Below are 17,754 nucleotides of genomic sequence, written 5' to 3' on the forward strand. Positions count from 1 at the left end.
CATGTCCGCCGCCGCACTGCTGAACGGGGCTTTGCTCGGAGGGCTCTACGCCCTCGTCGCCCTTGGCCTGTCCCTGGTCTTCGGAATCATGCGCGTGGTCAACCTGGCACATGGGATCCTCGTGCTCGCCGGCGCATACCTTGCCATCATGATCACCCGGTCGGTGCCGGTCGACCCGCTGCTGGCCTTTCTGGGGGTGGGGCCTGCGGTGTTCGTCGTCGCCGCCCTGACCCAGCGACTGCTGCTGCAGCGCCTGCTCGACCACTCGCTGGAGGCCCCGCTTGTCGCGACCTTCGGCCTGCTCCTCATCGGTCAGGGGTTCTTCACCTTCGGCTTCGGCACCGGCCCGCTGTCCCTGTCCGCCCCGTGGGGCCGCAGCGGCCTGACCGTCGCCGGGCTGACGGTCCAGATGGTCAACGTCGTCGCCTTCGCGCTGGCCGTCGTCGTCATCGTCGCCGTCCAACTCCTCCTCACCCGCACGCGGCTCGGCACAGCGCTGCGGGCAGCGTCCACCGATCCGGCGACCGCCAGCACGCTGGGCATCAACATCGGCCTGATGCACGCCCTGACCTTCGGCGCCGCCGCCGCCATCGCCGCCCTGGCCGGGATCGTCTACGGCACCGCCTTCTCGGTGGACCCCAACGCGGGCCTGCCGCTGCTCGTCCTCGGCTTCACCGTGGTGGTCATGGGCGGGGTCGGCTCGGTGCTCGGCACCCTCGCGGGCGGCGTCCTGGTCGGCGTCGTCTCCACGGCGGTCGGCGCACTGGCGGCGCCGGTCTACTCCTCGATCGCGGTCAACGTGCTCCTGCTCGTCCTGCTCCTGGTCCGGCCACGCGGGCTCTCGATCCCGCGTCTGCGAAGGAAGGCCCTGCCGTGATCAATTCGGCACGCCGCGCCTGGCTCGGCATCGCCGGCTGGGTGGTCGTCCTGGTGGTCCTCCTCCTGGTGCCGGGCAACGTGACCCGCGGAACCCAGGAGATCCTGCTCAACCTGATCCTCTGGGTCGGCATCGCCCAGGCGTGGAACCTCATCGGCGGCATCGGGGGCCAACTGTCGCTCGGCCAATCCGCCTTCGTCGGCGCCGGTGGGTACACGCTGGCGATGTGCGTCCTGAAGGCGGGGACGCCATGGCCGGCCGCGCTGCTGGCCGGTGGGGTGCTCTCCGGCACGCTCGCCTGGCTGCTGTCCCATCTGCTGCTGCGCCTGTCCGGTGTCTACTTCACCATCGGCTCCTCCGCGGTGGCCCTGATCGCCCAGGCCTGGATGGTCACCTGGACGTGGACCGGCGAGAGCCGGGGTCTCGCCATCCCGCTCGACGCCGTCCCCGACCGGGCGACCGCGTTCGAGGTCATCGCGGTGCTTACCGTCGTCGCCTGCGCCGTCACCTCCGTCGTGCTTCGCTCGACATTCGGCCTGCGCCTGATGGCGGTGCGCGACGACGAGTCGGCCGCTGCGGCGCTGGGAGTGCCGACCCGCTCGGTGAAGCGTCGGGCGTTCGTGCTCAGCGCGTTCCTCACCGGCCTGCTGGGCGGTGCCATCGCCCTCAACCAGGTCGCCATCGAGCCGAACTCGATGTTCGACCTGAACTGGGTGGTCACCGCGTTGGTCATGGTCGTCGTCGGCGGCATGGGCACGGTCGCCGGACCGATCATCGGAGCGTTCGTCATCTACTACCTCGTCGACCGTGCGCTGGCCGACCAGCCCGTGCTGCAGGCCCTGCTCAGCGGTGTTCTGGTCATCGCCGTCATCGTGGTGGCGCCCAACGGGATCGTCGGAGTGCTACGCGCCGGAACGGACGCCGCCGCCGACCGGGTCTCCCGCCGTCGGCGAAGCCAGGGGCACCTGTCGGTCACCCCCTGCGGGGCCACACCGACCGAACAGGCCGGGCAGATCCCCGCCCCCCTCATCGACCAGCCGCCGTCGAGCGGGATCGAGCCGGGCCGGCCTCCCCTCACCCGGGACCGGCCCGCCACAAAGCATGCGGCACCCTCGCGAGAAAGCAGGAACACGTGAAGAGGATCGACAGGTTCGACGGCCGGGTCGCCGTCGTCACCGGCGGCGCCTCCGGTATCGGCCGCGGCATCGCGGAGAACCTGCTGGCCGCCGCAGCCACCGTCGTGGTGGCCGACGTCGACGCCGCGGCCGCGCGCCGGACGGCCGCCGACATCGGCGCGATCGCGGAGGTGGTCGACGTCACCGACGCTGCCGACGTCCAGGCGCTGGCCGATCGCGTCGTGAAGCGCCACGGCCGGGTCGACGTGGTGGTGAACAACGCCGGCGTCGGCCCGCTCGCGACGTTCGACGACCTGCTGCCGGCCGACTTCCACTGGGTCATGGACGTCAACTTCTGGGGCGTGGTCCACGGCCTGAAGAGTTTCCTGCCCCTGCTCCAGGCCAACCCGGAAGGCGGCTACATCGTCAACACGGCCTCGGTCGCCGCCGTCGTGGCCGCCCCCGGAACGACGGCATACGCGGCGTCGAAGGCCGCAGTGGTCGCGGTCAGCGAGGTGCTGGCCGCCGAACTGGACCAAGCGGGGCAGGTCGGCGTCTCGATCCTGCTGCCCGGGCTGGTGCGCACGAACATCAACGCCAACGCCGTCAAGCGCCCCGGCCACCGGGAGAGCGGCTCCCGCACCGAGGACTTCCTGCCGACGATGACGGTGCTGGAGCCCACCCAGGTCGGCGCCATGGTGGTGGACGCCATGCGCTCGGGGCGTCTCCATGTGTTCACCCACCCGGAGACCCGGCAGATGGTGACCGCGCGCAGCGACGCGCTCGCGGCGGCCTTCACCGCGTGATCCGTGACCCCTTCGCGGCCGCCTCACCCGGAGCGGTGGCGTCGTACACCCGGGACGTCATCCCGACAGCAACCGCAGGAGGACCCATGCAATCGGACAGCTCCGGCATCCACGGGCCCGCGCCGCAGGGCACGGCACCCGTCGGCCGCGTCGCGGGCAAGGTCGTCGTCATCACCGGCGCGGCGCGGGGGCAGGGGGCGGCCCAGGCGCGGGCGCTTGCCGCCGAAGGGGCGACCGTGGTGGCGACCGATATCGTCGCCGCGGACGCGCTCGCGCCCGGCGAACTCGACGGGCACGCAGACTCCGTCGTCTACCGGCAACTCGATGTGTCCGACCCCGCGGGCTGGGCACGGCTGGCGGCTGAGCTGCGCACGAGGTACGGACACGTGCACGGCTTGGTCAACAACGCGGGACGCACGCACCTCGCGCGGCTGATGGAGGTCACGCTGGCCGACTGGGAAGGGATCTTCCGCGTCAACACCACCGGCCCGCTGCTCGGCATCCAGGCGCTGGCCCCGCTCATGCCGCCCGGCGCCTCGATCGTCACCATCGGCAGCGTCGCGGCGCTCACGCCGAACTTCACGGCCGCCTACACCGCTTCCAAGTGGGCCGTACGCGGGCTGGCGAAGGTGGCCGGCCTCGAGCTCGGACCGCTGGGCATCCGGTCCAACCTGATCCATCCCGGCTACATCCAGACCCCGATGGTGGCCGACGCTCCACCCACGTTCCGGCAGGCCCAGCTCGCTGCCAATCCGCTCGGCATACTCGGCGAGCCGGAAGACGTGGCGCACTTGGTCGTCTACCTGATCAGCGACGAGTCCCGGTATCTGTCAGGTGCGGAGATCGCCGTGGACGGCGGCTTCACCGGCCAGGCCGGCGCCAAGTCGCTCCTCGACGCCGTCCTGGCCGCGGAGGGCTCGGGGTAGCCGCAGGGCCCTCGCCGGCGCCGACGTCGTGCTCCGCTTCAGCACGCGTCAGCCGGCGACGCGCCGTTACGGCCGACCATCACCCACACCGCCTCGAGAGGTTCGTCACCGACGTTCTCCAGGCGGTGCGGGAGGTGGGCATCGAAGCGGATGGAATCGCCCGGACCGAGGTCGAACTCCTCGAACCCCAGGGTGATCCGCAGCCGACCCCGCAGGACCAGACCGTACTCCCGGCCCGCGTGCCGCACATACGAGCCGTCGGGACAGGAGGCCGCGCCGGGTTCGTAGGCCAGCTGAATGAACTGCAGCTCCTCGTCGCTCGCCAGTGGCTGCCAGGTGATTCCCGACTGGAGTCCGACCGCCGCACGGGTGTCGGCGTACTGGACGACGGTGGTGCCGACGGAGGGTGCACGCTCTCGTCGTGCCGGTGCGGGGCCGACCGCGAACAGTTCGTCAAGGGACGTGCCGAGCTCGCGCACGAGCGCGAACAAGGTGGTGACCGACGGCTGAGACCGCCCGTTCTCGATGTGCGACAACGCCGACGGAGAGATCCCGACGCGCTCGGCGAGTGCCCGCAGGCTCAGGCCGGAGCTCTTGCGGCGTCGACGAAGCGCCCTTCCCAGGGTGTCCAGCGGCTGCGCCGCTTCGCTCGCTGTGTGCGAGCCTGCTCGCTTGACCGCTCGCTCCGGTGACCCCATCGGAGCTTCGGGGATCGATGAAGACGTCATGAAATCAGTTCGACGACCTCTCCGAGTGCGCTCTTCAGCCCCTCATCGTACGGCATTCCGAAGACCCGGTACGCGGCTCGACGTCCGCGCGCCGATACCGCCCGCGCGGCTCGCGTGATCCGTTCGACCCGCTGGTCCACCCGAGACACGCGCTGGAGAACAGCATGACCGCCGAGCCCTTCTGCGCCGACCGCGGTGCCGAGCGGGGATCGTCAACGAGGCCGTGGAACCGGAGCAGCCGCCTGCCGCCTGGTGTTGCGCGGGGGGCGGCTCCAACGTGAGGAGGGCGATGCCGTCCTGCCTGATGAGCCGGATCACGGCAAGTTCCTTCCTGGTGACCACTCTGTTCATAGACGCTCAACAAAAGTGTTCAGTGATGGTTGACAGCCTGTGGTGCCCCTCCTACGTTGGCGGCCATGCAGACACACGACCCCGAGGCTGCCGCCCACGGCATGCCGGCGCGAGCCGCCTACGAGATGATGCGCTTCCGATGCCTTCTCCGGGGCATCGACCAACCGAGTTTTGACCGGCTGTCCGACGCCATCGACAGCTGGGGGTCCTGGCTGTCGGCTTGGACGCACCTGGGCGAACGGTTCATGTCGTTGTCGGAACAGTCCCGGAAGTCGGGCTTCGACACCAGCGCGGGCGAGCTCGCCCTGCGAGCCGGCGTGGCCTTCCACTTCGGCAAGGCGCTGGCCGTCGCGTCTTCGGAGTCCTACCGCGACCTGACGACCCGCTCAGTGGAGGCGGTCCGGCACGGTCTGCAGACGCTCGACCCGACATTCGAGCGGCTCGTCGTCCCGAGTGCCGGAGGTCAACTCCACGGCAATCTGCGGCGGCCCGCGGGGGTCGAGCGCCCGCCGCTGGTGCTGCTGATCCCGGGAACGGAGTCCACCAAGGAGGAGTTCCCGTTCTGGGAGCAGACGTTCCTCAGCCGCGGGATGGCGACTCTCTCGATCGACGGCCCTGGTCAAGGCGAGACGGGGCTGAGCCTGCCGATGCGCCATGACTACGAGGCGGCGGTGAGCCCGTTCCTCGACGCCCTGGCCGACCGGCCCGACATCGACCACAAGCGGATCGGCGCCACCGGCATCAGTCTCGGCGGCTACTACGTCATCCGGGCAGCGGCCGCCGAGCCGCGCATCCGGGCGGTCGTCGCCAACTGCGGCCCCTGGAGCCTGGGTGAGTGGTGGGAGGCCGGCCACCTCCCGCCGCTGTATGCCAACAAGTACATCTGGGGACTGCGCGCCCGCGACGAGGCGGACGCCGTGGCCAAGGCCCGCCCCTTCACCCTCGACGGCGTCGCCCAGGACGTCGGCGTGCCGGCATTGGTGATCTTCGGCGGGGCGGACGTCCTCCTGGACGCGGATGCGCACGGACGACGGACGGCGGAGGCGCTTGCCCGCGGCGAACTGTGGATGTTCGAGGACGGGAACCACGGTGTGACGAACCGCGCGGTCGAACACATCGGCCCCAGCGCGGACTGGCTCAAGCGGCGCCTGGACGAGGAGCGTTCCTGAGGCTCGCTCGTGGGTTGCCGGGAACGGGGAGGACGGCGATGGACCCCGCCGAGATCGGCACTGGGCTCCGGGCCGCGCCCGCGTGGGACCGGGTGAATCTGCGTGCACCGGCCGTCAGGGTAGACATTTCCCCGAGCCTGCCGTCCCGGATCGAGAACGGGAAGAAGCAGCCTTCGGTGGGGACACCACTCTGTTCGCTGGTGCAGCAACTCGGCATCTCCCTCGACGACATGCCCAACCAGGACACGCGTCAGAAGAGTTCCCGCACGAGGACACCTTCCCAGTCGTGCAGCGTGCGACCGAGAACCGCAAGCTCACCATGGAGCACGGCATCGTCCGGGAGCGGCTGGCGGTGGGTGGTCACGGGTACGTGGATCCGATTCTGTCCACGTACCACCCCGGCGGACCCAGCTCGACTGATCGTCAGCTCATGTCGCCTCACGTCCGGTACGGCTACTTGATCAAGGGCGAGCTGAAGCTCCATCTGGAGTAGGCGACCTGCATTCTGCGAGCCGGTGACGTGCTGCGCTTCGACTCGCAAAGACCCCACCTCTGCGTCAACGAGACCGAGCGCGCCGCGACCGGTGTGTGGTTCGTGGTGCGAGATCCCTCCACTGCCGCGTCGCTGTAGGACGTGGCAGCACACCCACCCGCAAACCTCGACTGATTTCAGGACACTTCCATGACAAGCGGGATAACCTCGGCCCAGCCCGTACTGGACCATGGCACACAGACACAACCGTCTCCCGATGCCTACGACGTCGTCGTCGTGGGGTACGGGCCGGTGGGGCGGATGCTCGCGCTCAAGCTCGGCAGGAGAGGACATCGCGTCCTCGTCGTCGAGCGTCAGAAGACGACGTACTCCCTGCCGCGCGCTGTGCACGTCGACGACGAAACCGCGCGCATCCTGCAGTCCGTGGGCGTCGGCCCAGCAGACCTTCCCCACCTGTACGAACCCTACGACGACGACTACGAATGGCGGGCTGCTGACGGAACGACGATTCTGCGGCTGAGCTGGTCAGGAGCGGGGCCTTCGGGCTGGAACGTCGCCAACTTCATCCACCAGCCCTCCTTGGAGGCGGCCATCCACGAGAAGGTGGCCGGCCTCGACTCCGTCACGATCATGCGGGACTGGGAGGCGGTGTCACACCAGCAGCAGGACGATGGGGTCGTCGTCGAGCTGCGCAACGCCGAGGGAACCCGCGCCGTCGTCGAGGGCCGGTACGTGATCGGCGCCGATGGCGCCAACAGTGTGGTGCGTTCCTGGATCGGTGGCGGCGTGACCGATCTCGGCTACTTCCACGACTGGCTCGTCGTCGATCTCATCCCGCACGGAACGACGGCGGCAGAGCCACAGGCCTGGCAGCACTGCGACCCGGCGAGGCCCACGACACTGGTCCCCGGCGGTCCGGGGCGTCGTCGCTTCGAGTTCATGCGTCTTCCGCACGAGACCCTGGAGGAGCTCAACGACGAAGCGACCGCCTGGCGTCTGCTCAAACGGTGGGACATCACGCCCCAGAACGCGACCCTGGAGCGCCACACGGTGTACACGTTCCAGGCGCAATGGTGTGACGAATGGCGCCGCGGACGCCTCCTCCTGGCCGGTGATGCGGCCCATCTGATGCCGCCCTTCATGGGGCAGGGCATGTGCGCCGGGCTGCGCGATGTCGTGAATCTCGAGTGGAAGCTTCACCTGGTGCTGGCGGGCAAGGCCGGCGAGGAACTGCTCGACACATACGGCCCCGAGCGTGCCATGCACGTGCGGCAGTTCGTCGAGGCATCGATGTTCCTTGGTGAAGTCATCTGTGTGACCGATCCCGACGAGGCCGAGCAGCGCGACCGCCGGATGCGCGCCGCTTTGGAGACGGGGATCGAGCCGGATCGGCCGATGCCACGGCTCGGCCCCGGGCTGTACCGGGATCAGGAAGCGGCCGGCCTGCTCAGCATCCAGGCGATGGTTCGTGGCCACTCCGGTACGGGCCTCCTGGACGATGTGACCGGTGGCGGCGGGGTGCTCCTGCTCGGCGATCCTCGCGACGCCGAGTCGCTCAGCCAGAGCCGTCGCGACGCCTTGGCGGCAGTCGGGATCCACGTGCTCGAGCTGGCCGACGAGCCGGGCCCTGGTGGCATCGTCGACCTGAACGGCGACTACCGAGCCTGGCTCGGTGATGCAGGGGCCACCACCGTGCTCATCCGCCCGGACTTCTACGCCTACGGAGCGGCGGCCGGAGCGGCCGACGTAGACGCCCTGGTCGACGGTTTCCTCGGCGACCTCCGCGGCGGCGTGAAGGACTGAGCCGTCCATCGGATGGTGTTCCCCCGCCTGTCGGCCCCGGGCAAGGAGCTCGGGGCCGATGAGCACCGTCTGTTCCCTGTGGTCCCGGGAGGACGGTGTCTCAAGTCCCAGCCAGAAGGCCGGACGCGAGTCACGCATTCCACGATGGCCGCCAGTGCTCCTGATGCTCATGGGCGTTTATGGGCGTCGGACAAGGCGCCCCGGACAGACCGCCGCACTGTCACCGGCCTTCGCCTACGCCCGCCGATTACTGGGAACATGGGCGGGTGATTGAAGGCTCCCCTCCCTGGAGGGAGGGGATGCGTCACCCTTCAGGGCTGTGCGGGGATTTACGGCTCAGGCCGCCACCGGAGCCGGCGGCTCAGGTGGTCTTACGCCCTCGGCACCGTCCGGGTTCCAACCTGCCCGGACCAGCATCACGCGGGCGGAGTTCTTGTCCCTGGGGGACACCGCTCCACACGCGGTGCAGGTATACGTTCTCATCGACAGAGGCAGTGCGTGCTTGGTTCTCGCTCCGCACGTGGCACAGTCCATCGTGGTGTGCGCCGGGTGCACGAGACGGACGTCCCGTGCGTGCTTGCGGCCCATCTCGCACAGGGCACGCTTCGTCGCGGCGATGGCGGCATCGGCCGCCTTGCGGGCCATGGTGGTCTTCGCCAGGAACCTCGGCCTGAAGTCCTCCACCGCAACCCCGTCGTGGCCGCGCATCACCCGCTTGGCCCACTTGCGGCCGGTGTCCTCCCGCTGCCTCGCGATCTTCTTGTGCAGCTTCGCCGCCTGTGCCTGGGCCTTGCGGTAGCCGGCGGATGCGGGCTGTCCCTTCGGAGGCCGGCGCCGGGCCATCATCCGCTGGTACCTCGCCAGCCGCTGCGCGGCCCGCTTGCCGTGCTCGGCATGCGGGAGATCGTAGGCGTCGTCGGTGGTGGTGGCGGTCTCCTTCACACCCCAGTCCACCCCGAGCACGCGCCCCGTGGGGGCGAGCGGTTCGCTCTGCGCGGGAACGACGAAGGACGCATACCAGTGGCCAAGGCTGTCCTGGTACACGCGCACACTCGACGGGTCGGCCGGCAGGTCCCGCGACCACACCACCGTCAGCACGATCTGGCCCGCAAGGTGCAGGCGGCCGTCCCTGAGGCGGAAACCGCGCTTCGTGTAGTTGAGGCTGCACCGCGCCTCCCGCTTCTTCTTCCACCTGGGCATCCCGGCCCGGCGGTGCGCCGGAAGCCGGTCCTTGATGTCCTTCAAGGCCTTCGCGCGGGACGTGGCGAAGTCGCGTATCACCTGCTGCTGAGGCACGCTCGCGCCTTCAGCGAGCCAGGGCGTCACCCTGCGGGCCTCGGTCAGCATCTTGTCGAGCTGAGCCGGACCACACGTCAGCTTCTCGCCACCCGCTTTGCCCTGCACGTGGACCTGCCGGGACTTGGCCACGCATTCGTTCCAGATCCAGCGGCAGCGATCCCACTCGGCTTCGAGCCGGCGCCTGGCCGTGTTCGACAGGCGCACACGGAAGGTGTACCGGGCATGCCCGGTGTCCTTCGTGGTCGCCTCTGTCGTCATGCATCCGAACCTACCCGAGAGGACTGACAGTTGAGAGCTCTCGATCATCGTGGGCGGCATCACCGCCGTGCGGGGTGGACGCCGGATCGCCCTGACGGCGATCCGGCTATCCCTGCCCTGCTCCGCAGGAGTCCGATTCCTCCCCGGCCTGAAGGCCGGGGCATCCTCGGAGGAACCCGGTGAAGACGCACTGGGGCATTGGGTGCCTGATCGCCCCGAGGATTTGGCCGCAGTTTTCGCCAGGGCTGACTTCCCATGGTGGATCGCCGGCGGATACGCGATCGAGCTTGCGGTCGGCCGCGAGCTGCGCCCGCACAGTTATCTTGACGTCCTGGTCCTCCGCCGCGACCAGATGCTCGTACCTGATCTCCTGGCCGGCTGGGACCTGTACGTGGCGGACCCGCCCGGCCAGGGGGAGCTGCGACCGTGGCGTCCCGGAGAGGTCCTTCAGTCGCCACTCCACGACATCTGGTGCCGCCGCACGCCGGTGGCGCCCTGGTCCATCCAGATCATGCTGGACGAGGCCGAGGGCACCCAGTGGGTCTCGCGGCGTCACTCCGCGATCCGGCTCCCGATCGGCAGGCTCGGGCGGACGAGCGAGACGGGTATCCCGTATCTGGCGCCCGAGGTGCAGCTCTTCTACAAGGCGAAGGCGACCCGGGAGAAGGACGAGGCTGACTTTGAGGCGGTACTGCCGCTGCTGGACGCTCCGGCACGCGCCTGGCTGGCGGGCGCGATCAAGGTGATCGCGGCCAGCCACCCGTGGCTTCGCAGACTCCAGCCGGTCATCCGAACGTGATCAGCGGAACGTCGGAGAGGTCGGGGTTGCGAGGCCGGGTCATCGTGGGCGACGTGACCTCCACGATCCACAGCTCGCTGAGGAACTGGACCTTGGCGTTGAGGAGGTGGCTCGTCCTGCCGTCGGCCGACTGGGCCTTCGGGCCTGCGGAGATGTGGATGTGCGGAAGTATCTCGCCGGTGGCGGGGTCTTGGGCGGGGGTACCCGCGCCAAACGCCTCGACGTTGGTGACGTACGTCTTCGCCCAGACCGGCGCGTCCGGGTCCGCCAGCTTCTCACAGGCGCCCACGATCTCGGCCTCCGCGAAGGCTCCGATGAACGAGGGGATGTAGCCCTGTCGTACGCCGTTGTCCCGGCAGAAGGAGGACAGCGCCTCGAAGAAGTCCTCTCCGTGGTCGAAGGTGACGCCGAAGGTACGGCCTCCGGTCAGCTCATGAGCGCGCATGTGCGGGTTCTGCTGAAGAGGTGGGATCAGCGGGCGGAAGCGGTGGTGCCGAAGGACTCCATGAGCGCGATGGCGAGGAAGAGCAGTGTCGGTGGCCCCGCGGCCGATTGCTCCGGGCATGGGTTCACGGTGGCATGGGGACCATGAGCTTCTCCCTCACCGACTACGCAGACCGGGTCTGGCACGGCGCCGTCGACGACAGCATCGTCCATGCCGGGCAGGCGGGCTCCGGCGTCATCGAGGTGGTCGACGGCGTCGGCTGGCACCCCGCCTACGGCAACGTCATCACCTTCCGCACGGACGGCGAGATCATCCTGTTCGACACAAGCAACCCGCTGGCCGCCGGCAGACTCCACCAGGCCGTCCGTGCATGGAGCCGGCTTCCGGTGACCACCGCCGTCTTCTCGCACGGTCACATCGACCATGTCTTCGGGATGGGTCCCTTCGACGCGGAGAGCGCGCCACGCCCGACCGTGCTCGCCCACGAGAGGGTCGGGGAAAGGTTCGACCGCTACGCACTGACGAGTGGTTACAACGCCGTCATCAACCAACGGCAGTTCCAGGCACCTGATTTGATCTGGCCGACCCAGTACCGCAGGCCCGACCTGACCTACCGGGAGGCTCTCACCCTGACGCGCGGTGAGCTGACCTTCGAGCTCTTCCACGTAAAGGGCGAGACCGACGACGCGACCGTCGCCTGGATTCCCGAACACCGCATCCTGTGCCCCGGTGACATGTTCATCTGGGTGACCCCCAACTGCGGCAACCCCCAGAAGGTTCAGCGCTACCCACGCGAGTGGGCGCTCGCACTGCGCCGCATGGCGGCCCTGGGCGCGGAGATCATGCTGCCCTCGCACGGAGCACCGGTCTGCGGCGCCGACCGGATCCACCTGGGCCCTCGCCGAGACCGCGGAATGGCTGGAGAGTCTGGTCCAGCAGACGCTGGACGGACTCAACTCCGGTGCCCGGCTGGACGACCTGATCCACTCCGTACGCCCGCCCGCCCATCTGGCCGACCGCGTCTACCTGCAGGCCAAGTACGACGAACCGGAGTTCATCGTGCGCAACCTGTGGCGGCGCTATGCCGGGTGGTACGACGGCAACCCTGCGCACCTCAAACCGGCTCGGGAGGGCCGACTCGCCACCGCGTTGGCGGACCTCGCAGGCGGTGCCCACGCCCTGTCGGACGCGGCCCGACGCCACGCCGACGCGGGCGAGCTGAGGGTCGCCGGCCACCTCGCGGAGTTCGCGGTACAGGCTGCCCCCGACGACGCCATGGTGCACGCCGCACGCGCTGACATCAGCCAGGCGCGTGCCGAGTCCGAGTCCTCCCTGATGGCCCAGGGCATCTTCACCTGGGTCGCCGCCGAGTCACGACAACGGTGCGGTGGCAAGCCCTGCCCCCTGCATCGCCGACGGCAGGCAGCACCTGTTGCCGCGTCGGGACGGCCGTCGCACGACAGCCGAGCGGCTCGGGGCACGGCAGCCCCACCAGCCGGGGCATGGCCCCAGACGCCGGCCGATCGTGCGGGGCAGCACCGGCCGGAGCCGCAGGGCCGGGCGCCGACTGGGTCCGTCACTGCCGTGGGCTCGGCGTCGCAGCAGCTCGTCATCACCGTCGTACTGACGTTGACCTGACGACTGGTCAGCAGGCGCGCGATGGCTGGGCGCCATGAATTACCGCATGGCATGGGCACCGCAACCCAAGGCGCGTACTGCTGACGTCCCCCGCAGCGCCGCCCGCAGATCGCGCGCCACCGGCACTCTCCCGCGCACGACTCCTCCAGACGTAAGGAGTTCTCCCATGCCCTCCGCTCCCGCGGAAGCCCGTTCATGGCGCCGCAAGGCCTGTGGTCTCGCCGCCACCGTACTGCTCGGCCTGGCTTCGCCGTGGGCCTGGACGACGCCCGGACACGCCGCCACAGTCAAGCCGGCAGCAGACACTTCCGCGTTCAACAGTGTTCCCATGGACCAGATCTCCGTATCCGGACTGCACAACGCCTACGACAAGAGCAAGTCCAAGTCGATCACCAGGGGCCTCGACCTCGAAGCGCACCTGCTGGAGATCGACGCCTACAGCACGTACGACAATCCCGGCGGATGGGCCGTCAGCCATTCCGATCCCTTGGTCAACGACAACAACTGCACCTACACCACCGGATCAGGCGTCTTCAAGACCACATGGGAGAACGGCAGCCTGAGAACCTGCTTCGACGATCTCAAGGCCTGGAGTGACGCGCACCCCCGTCACGACCCCGTCTACCTCAAACTCGAGCTCAAATGGGGCTTCCGCGCCAAGGCGGGAATGGGACCGGACCAACTGGACCGGCGGATGGCGAACCCTCGGTTCCGAGAACCTGTTCACCCCCGCGGACATGCTCGGGACCACCTACCCGACCCTCGACGCGACGGCGAAGGCCGGAGCCTGGCCCACCTGGAACCAGCTCCGAGGAAAGTTCATCGTCTTTCCGATCACCGGCACCATAGAGAACAGGCTCGCAGGCTACGACCTGGACCACCTCTCCACCGAACAGGAATACGCCCAGCACCTGGCCGACCTCTCGGCAGCCGGCCGGCTCGAACAGGCCTCGATGTGGCCTGCTATGACCAGACGAAGCCGAACGGCGACCCCCGCCACGTCTACGATGCCGCCCTGCGTCCCTGGTTTGCCATCTTCGACACCCAAGCCCACCCACTGGCTGAACGACGGTTACACCATGTCGTGGTACTGCCGCGGCCGCTACCTCACTGTCGAAGGGGCAGCCGAAAGCGTCGTCCCCACACTCGACGACACCGACCCCGATCCCACCGCCGCAGCCCAATGCGTCCGGTATCTCGCCCAGCAACGCCATTCCAGCGCCACCACCTTCGACTGGACGAACACACCGGGCGCATTCACCCTCTGGCCCCGCGGCTGCTGACAGGAGACGAGCGAGGAGAGGCGGGTATCGGTGATCGTCGATCAAGAGCATGACCGGGCAGCAGATGCCGATTGGAGTGAGACAAGCCGTCGTGGCGTCCGGCACGTCGTCCGCCGATGCGGTCGGCCTCTCCGCGTTCGTCCGAGAGCACGACTCCGGCCTCGGCCGCAGGGCGCGGCGCAGGTTCTGGCCGGGCCGGAGCGTCGTCCGGAGCGCCCTTGACGCAGCGGCCGGCCAGGCCTGCAAGGAAAGACCCAGCGCGCCGAACGGCATCTCGACGTCACCGATGTTGGCCCACGTCTGAAGGGGCCCGCGCCGGCCCTGCATCAGCCCGGAGCGGGGGGTGGCGGACAAGGGCTACTCGGCGCGCTCCTTCTGCGCTTGTCTGCGCAGACTCGGAATCAAGGGGGCCATCCCTGTCGACCAACTCGCGGGCCGACGCCGGCGCGGCGAGCGAGCCGATCCCACCGCGCGGATCAATGGAGCCGTACGGCCTCCGCATCTGTGCCGTGCGGTCCCTGGCGGGCGGCTTGCTGCGGCGCTTAGCTGGAGGTGTCGGAGGAGGTCACCATGAGCAGAACGATCCCGGCTGCCCGCCTGCGCGGGCGCCGTTCACGTATGTACGTCGCGGCACTGAGCCTGCCGCTCCTCGTCGTCGGGGCGTGCGGGACCGGCAACGGCACCACGGCACCGGATGGCAGCAGCCGACCGACCGAATCCACGACCGGAACCGGACCCTCGCGGGGCACGGCGGGAGGTAACTCACAAGGCACCTCGCAAACGCCCTCGCCGTCCACCGGCGCCGGAGGCGGCACCAGCACCACGACGGGTACCGCGCCCTCGACGAGCGCCTCGTCGGCGCCGCAGGCGCGGAGCATCCACACCGCCGTGTACTTCCTCCACGGGGAGCACATCTCCGCCGCCCCGCGCACCGTCGCCGCCCCTTCGACCGTCTCCGGGGCCGTCCGCGCCCTGCTGGCGGGACCGAACCGCTCCGAGCGGGACAACGGCCGCGGCACGGCCATCCCGTCCGGGACGACCCTGCACTCCGTGGTGGTCCGCGACCACCTCGCCACCGTCGACCTGTCCGGCCGGTACGACGACGGCGGCGGCACCCTGTCCCTGCGAGCGCGGCTCGCCCAGGTCGTGTTCACTGTGACCCGGTTCTCCACCCTGCAGAAGGTGCGGTTCGAAATCGACGGCAAGCCGGTGAAGCACTTCGGCGGGGAGGGCATCGTCCTCGACCATCCCTTGGGCCGCGCCGACTTCGAGGACCTCACCCCAGCCGTCCTGATCGAATCCCCGCTCATCGGCGACACCGTCCGCACCCCACTGCGCGTGTGGGGCACCGCCAACACGTTCGAGGCCGTGTTCCGGCTCAAGGTCACCGACACAAGCGGCCGTACGGCCGCCGACGTACGGGTACGGGCAACGTCCGGAACCGGGACCCGTGGCACGTTCGACGTGACGTTCCCCTTCAAGGCCGCACGCACCGGCCCCGGCCAGCTGACGGCGTACTTCAACTCACCGAAGGACGGCAAGCCAGTCACCGTCGACACGATCCCGCTCACCGTGCACCGGTGACAGGGCCGCTCGGCCCGGACCGGCGCCCGCTCAGCCCTGGGACCGGGGATGCCGTCGGCGGACGCCGGGAGACGGACGGCGCCGCGACCACAGGCCCTTCCGCCCGTGGTCGCGGCCCTTTGCGATGGGACCGGTCCCGGCAAGGACGCGACAATGAGGGCGCACCCCTGCTGGTCGAGCTCGCGCAGCAACCCGTACGGCTCGCGCGCGTAGGCGGCCATCGAACCGGGGACCGCCACCACGGCGTGCGCCTTCACCGCAGCGTCGGTGAAGGGGGTGGGCGAGACCTGGAAGCGTTCCGCAGCACGGTGCAGGCTCCAGTTGTCGTCCACGACGCAGCGGGCCGGACGCAGGCAGCCGGTCTCGGCTCGTCCGTCCACAACCTCCCGCCACAGAACAGCTAGCGCGTGGTGCGCACGGCTGTGATGAAGCCGGTGCCGGACGGGTTGGCTGTTGGCCGGCCGTAGTGCGCCGCGACGGTGTCGAGTGGATGGGCCTGCGTGTTCCAGCAGTGGTCGTCGAGCCACTCGGCGGTGCCGGCGCCCAGGCCGCCTTTCCACAGCGAGGTGATGTGGGCGAGGGACGGGTCGTCGAGAACGGTCTGTCCGCTGCGTCCTCGCTCCAGGGCGAGTCGGCTGCTGGGTGCCGACAGTTCGCCGACGGTGCGGAGCAGTGCGGCTGCCTCGTCGGCGGTGAGGTAGACCAGCAGGCCTTCCACAAGCCAGGCGGTCGGTCGGTCGGGGTTGAAGCCGGCATCGACCAGCCGGTCGGCCCAGGTGGTGCTCAGCAGGTCCGCGGGCACGGCGGTGCGGTCGCAGCGTGGGTCGGCGGACTCCGTTGCCAGCACGCGGTGCTTGAAGTCGAGGACCGGCGGCAGGTCGAGCTCGTACAAGCGGGTCCCAGGTGGCCAGGGGAGCCGGTAGGCACGGGTGTCCAGTCCGGCTGCCAGTAGGACCACCTGATCGCAGCCAGACTGGAGGAGCTGGTCGTCGTAGAAGCGGGTGCGGATCACCGTCTGGAACCTCAGCGCGGCCGCCAGCCGACCGAAACGTTGCCGCGGTCGCATCGGCTCCCCCGAGGCGGCCAGGAAGGCCGCAGCGTACGGATCATCGAACAAGGCGTTGCCGGCTGCGCTCTCGTCAGCACGGACCCGGGCCACGGCCAGCGCCGTCTTCGACACGGCGCTCAACGGTTGCCAGTGCGTCATGACGCCCGACATTACATCGGCACCGATGCATCTGCGACGATATATTTGAGCCATGGACGGGATGCAGCTGCTCCAACTCGGCAAGTATCTGACCGAGTTGGGCCGTGACGCCATTGATCAAGCCGGCCCGACCTCGCTCACGCCGGGCGAGGTGGCCGTGATCGCGGATGCGTTCCGGAACCCCGACTGCTCTGTCCGGGAGATCGTCGCGCGCACCGGTTTCGCTCAGAGCCACGTCTCCGCTTCGGTCGCTCGCCTACGTGAGCGCGGTCTGCTTCAGACGGTTCCCGATCCCGCCGACGGCCGCCGGACCCTCGTGCGCCTGACCGACCGGGCACGCAGAGCCGTACGCTCTCGCGCCGACCACCGCGCCGACGAGGCGATCACCAGAGCCATTGCCGACCCCGGCCGTGCCGAGCGGATCATCGCGCTGCTCGACGAGCTCGCGCCCCTGCTGCTGCCACCGACGACCGGCCAGTGACGGTGACGCGGGCGGCAACAGCCATGTGTTCTTCGGCCGCCCCGTGTCCGCCGCCGCGCTGTCGGGCTCCACGGTGTGTGTCCCGGCTCCACCGCGGGGTCACTGCCCCAGATCGACCTCTCCACCCGGCGCACCCTCCAGACCGTCGTGACCAGCGCGCCATGCACGACCAGTGAGTTGCAGGCGGTCGCCCGGCACTGGGTGCACTGGTCGCTCCTGACGCTTGGGAACGCCGCCAAAGTTGTAGTTGCTCTCCATGACCCCGTCGGACGCCTCGGTGGCGCTCTCGCGATCGCGGGCACCCTGTCCGCGGACGGCACGTCCTGGAAGCCGTGGACCGAGGGGGGCGCGGGCAGCAGGACCCACTGACACCCGTCTCCTGGCTCGACCCGACACGACGGGATCACACACTGATTCCACGATGAAACCTCGTTGGAGAACGACCCCTCAAGCGTGTCCCTGGAGTTGTTCGGCCGAGCCACCATGGGGCCG

The 17,754-nt window shown here is 69.4% G+C and carries 17 protein-coding genes and 1 pseudogene; 13 read left to right on the forward strand and 5 right to left on the reverse strand.

The window, feature by feature from the left end:
* Position 1 precedes the first annotated feature (1 nt).
* The 4 genes from ACIBJF_RS32435 to ACIBJF_RS32450 all read left to right on the forward strand — a co-directional run bounded on the left by ACIBJF_RS32435 (position 2) and on the right by ACIBJF_RS32450 (position 3,724).
* A complete protein-coding gene (locus ACIBJF_RS32435; RefSeq protein ID WP_399179083.1) occupies positions 2-877 on the forward strand; it encodes a branched-chain amino acid ABC transporter permease in 876 nt (291 codons plus the stop codon).
* A complete protein-coding gene (locus tag ACIBJF_RS32440) occupies positions 874-2,013 on the forward strand; it encodes a branched-chain amino acid ABC transporter permease (protein ID WP_399179085.1) in 1,140 nt (379 codons plus the stop codon). Before ACIBJF_RS32435 ends, ACIBJF_RS32440 begins: the two co-directional genes overlap by 4 nt.
* The gene (locus ACIBJF_RS32445; protein WP_399179087.1) at positions 2,010-2,798 is read left to right on the forward strand and encodes an SDR family NAD(P)-dependent oxidoreductase; all 789 of its coding nucleotides are present in this window, start codon (positions 2,010-2,012) and stop codon (positions 2,796-2,798) included. The genes ACIBJF_RS32440 and ACIBJF_RS32445 overlap by 4 nt, the downstream gene beginning before the upstream one ends.
* A gap of 86 nt (positions 2,799-2,884) precedes the next feature.
* Positions 2,885-3,724, forward strand: a complete 840-nt coding sequence (locus tag ACIBJF_RS32450; protein WP_399179088.1) for an SDR family NAD(P)-dependent oxidoreductase — start codon at positions 2,885-2,887, stop codon at positions 3,722-3,724.
* A gap of 38 nt (positions 3,725-3,762) precedes the next feature.
* Here the strand turns inward: ACIBJF_RS32450 and ACIBJF_RS32455 are convergent, their stop codons facing one another.
* Entirely contained in the window at positions 3,763-4,452 is a 690-nt protein-coding gene (locus ACIBJF_RS32455; protein WP_399179090.1) for a helix-turn-helix domain-containing protein, read from the reverse strand.
* Between the two features lie 416 nt (positions 4,453-4,868).
* Between ACIBJF_RS32455 and ACIBJF_RS32460 the strand changes: the two genes are divergently transcribed.
* The 3 genes from ACIBJF_RS32460 (at position 4,869) to ACIBJF_RS32470 (ending at position 8,268) form a co-directional block, all read left to right on the forward strand.
* Entirely contained in the window at positions 4,869-5,972 is a 1,104-nt protein-coding gene (locus ACIBJF_RS32460) for an alpha/beta hydrolase family protein (protein ID WP_399179092.1), read from the forward strand.
* Positions 5,973-6,258: 286 nt separating this feature from the next.
* Positions 6,259-6,465: a hypothetical protein gene (locus tag ACIBJF_RS32465; protein WP_399179094.1), complete on the forward strand. Its 207-nt coding sequence runs from the start codon at positions 6,259-6,261 to the stop codon at positions 6,463-6,465.
* 189 nt (positions 6,466-6,654) lie between these two features.
* Complete coding sequence (locus ACIBJF_RS32470; protein WP_399179095.1) at positions 6,655-8,268, forward strand: bifunctional 3-(3-hydroxy-phenyl)propionate/3-hydroxycinnamic acid hydroxylase; 1,614 nt, start codon at positions 6,655-6,657, stop codon at positions 8,266-8,268.
* A 336-nt stretch (positions 8,269-8,604) separates the two neighbouring features.
* On the opposite strand, the gene ACIBJF_RS32475 is transcribed toward ACIBJF_RS32470, so the two are convergent.
* Positions 8,605-9,825 (reverse strand): RNA-guided endonuclease InsQ/TnpB family protein, encoded by a 1,221-nt coding sequence (locus tag ACIBJF_RS32475; protein WP_399179097.1) that lies wholly within the window; start codon positions 9,823-9,825, stop codon positions 8,605-8,607.
* Positions 9,826-10,048: 223 nt separating this feature from the next.
* Between ACIBJF_RS32475 and ACIBJF_RS32480 the strand changes: the two genes are divergently transcribed.
* Positions 10,049-10,624: a nucleotidyltransferase domain-containing protein gene (locus ACIBJF_RS32480; protein ID WP_399179099.1), complete on the forward strand. Its 576-nt coding sequence runs from the start codon at positions 10,049-10,051 to the stop codon at positions 10,622-10,624.
* Here ACIBJF_RS32480 and ACIBJF_RS32485 read toward each other — a convergent pair.
* Entirely contained in the window at positions 10,611-11,069 is a 459-nt protein-coding gene (locus ACIBJF_RS32485; RefSeq protein WP_399179100.1) for a PPC domain-containing DNA-binding protein, read from the reverse strand. The two genes, ACIBJF_RS32480 and ACIBJF_RS32485, sit on opposite strands and share 14 nt — an antisense overlap.
* A gap of 26 nt (positions 11,070-11,095) precedes the next feature.
* Entirely contained in the window at positions 11,096-11,494 is a 399-nt protein-coding gene (locus ACIBJF_RS32490; protein WP_399179125.1) for a hypothetical protein, read from the reverse strand.
* On the opposite strand from ACIBJF_RS32490, the pseudogene ACIBJF_RS32495 reads away from it, so the two are divergent.
* The 4 genes and pseudogenes from ACIBJF_RS32495 to ACIBJF_RS32510 all read left to right on the forward strand — a co-directional run.
* Positions 11,384-11,866, forward strand: a pseudogene (locus tag ACIBJF_RS32495) (MBL fold metallo-hydrolase); the annotation flags it as partial. The gene ACIBJF_RS32490 and the pseudogene ACIBJF_RS32495 overlap by 111 nt on opposite strands.
* Before the next feature lie 184 nt (positions 11,867-12,050).
* Positions 12,051-12,707, forward strand: coding sequence for an alkyl sulfatase dimerization domain-containing protein (locus ACIBJF_RS32500; protein WP_399179121.1), 657 nt, complete (start codon positions 12,051-12,053; stop codon positions 12,705-12,707).
* A gap of 737 nt (positions 12,708-13,444) precedes the next feature.
* Entirely contained in the window at positions 13,445-13,990 is a 546-nt protein-coding gene (locus ACIBJF_RS32505) for a hypothetical protein (RefSeq protein ID WP_399179102.1), read from the forward strand.
* A gap of 570 nt (positions 13,991-14,560) precedes the next feature.
* Complete coding sequence (locus tag ACIBJF_RS32510) at positions 14,561-15,574, forward strand: GerMN domain-containing protein (RefSeq protein ID WP_399179103.1); 1,014 nt, start codon at positions 14,561-14,563, stop codon at positions 15,572-15,574.
* Positions 15,575-15,974: 400 nt separating this feature from the next.
* Here the strand turns inward: ACIBJF_RS32510 and ACIBJF_RS32515 are convergent, their stop codons facing one another.
* Complete coding sequence (locus ACIBJF_RS32515; RefSeq protein WP_399179105.1) at positions 15,975-16,781, reverse strand: SAM-dependent methyltransferase; 807 nt, start codon at positions 16,779-16,781, stop codon at positions 15,975-15,977.
* Between the two features lie 52 nt (positions 16,782-16,833).
* Between ACIBJF_RS32515 and ACIBJF_RS32520 the strand changes: the two genes are divergently transcribed.
* Entirely contained in the window at positions 16,834-17,262 is a 429-nt protein-coding gene (locus ACIBJF_RS32520) for a MarR family winged helix-turn-helix transcriptional regulator (protein WP_399179107.1), read from the forward strand.
* Positions 17,263-17,754: the final 492 nt, after the last annotated feature.

Source organism: Streptomyces sp. NPDC050743 (genome assembly GCF_044456925.1).
Taxonomy (GTDB): Bacteria; Actinomycetota; Actinomycetes; order Streptomycetales; family Streptomycetaceae; genus Streptomyces.

Excerpts from the sequence above, each read along its gene's own strand:
- ACIBJF_RS32475 (WP_399179097.1), bottom strand. The coding sequence starts at position 9,825 with ATGACGACAGAGGCGACCACGAAGGACACCGGGCATGCCCGGTACACC.
- ACIBJF_RS32435 (WP_399179083.1), top strand. The coding sequence starts at position 2 with ATGTCCGCCGCCGCACTGCTGAACGGGGCTTTGCTCGGAGGGCTCTAC.
- ACIBJF_RS32520 (WP_399179107.1), top strand. The coding sequence starts at position 16,834 with ATGGACGGGATGCAGCTGCTCCAACTCGGCAAGTATCTGACCGAGTTG.
- ACIBJF_RS32485 (WP_399179100.1), bottom strand. The coding sequence starts at position 11,069 with ATGCGCGCTCATGAGCTGACCGGAGGCCGTACCTTCGGCGTCACCTTC.
- ACIBJF_RS32490 (WP_399179125.1), bottom strand. The coding sequence starts at position 11,494 with ATGGTCGATGTGACCGTGCGAGAAGACGGCGGTGGTCACCGGAAGCCG.
- ACIBJF_RS32510 (WP_399179103.1), top strand. The coding sequence starts at position 14,561 with ATGAGCAGAACGATCCCGGCTGCCCGCCTGCGCGGGCGCCGTTCACGT.
- ACIBJF_RS32470 (WP_399179095.1), top strand. The coding sequence starts at position 6,655 with ATGACAAGCGGGATAACCTCGGCCCAGCCCGTACTGGACCATGGCACA.
- ACIBJF_RS32460 (WP_399179092.1), top strand. The coding sequence starts at position 4,869 with ATGCAGACACACGACCCCGAGGCTGCCGCCCACGGCATGCCGGCGCGA.
- ACIBJF_RS32505 (WP_399179102.1), top strand. The coding sequence starts at position 13,445 with ATGCTCGGGACCACCTACCCGACCCTCGACGCGACGGCGAAGGCCGGA.
- ACIBJF_RS32450 (WP_399179088.1), top strand. The coding sequence starts at position 2,885 with ATGCAATCGGACAGCTCCGGCATCCACGGGCCCGCGCCGCAGGGCACG.
- ACIBJF_RS32515 (WP_399179105.1), bottom strand. The coding sequence starts at position 16,781 with ATGACGCACTGGCAACCGTTGAGCGCCGTGTCGAAGACGGCGCTGGCC.
- ACIBJF_RS32455 (WP_399179090.1), bottom strand. The coding sequence starts at position 4,452 with ATGACGTCTTCATCGATCCCCGAAGCTCCGATGGGGTCACCGGAGCGA.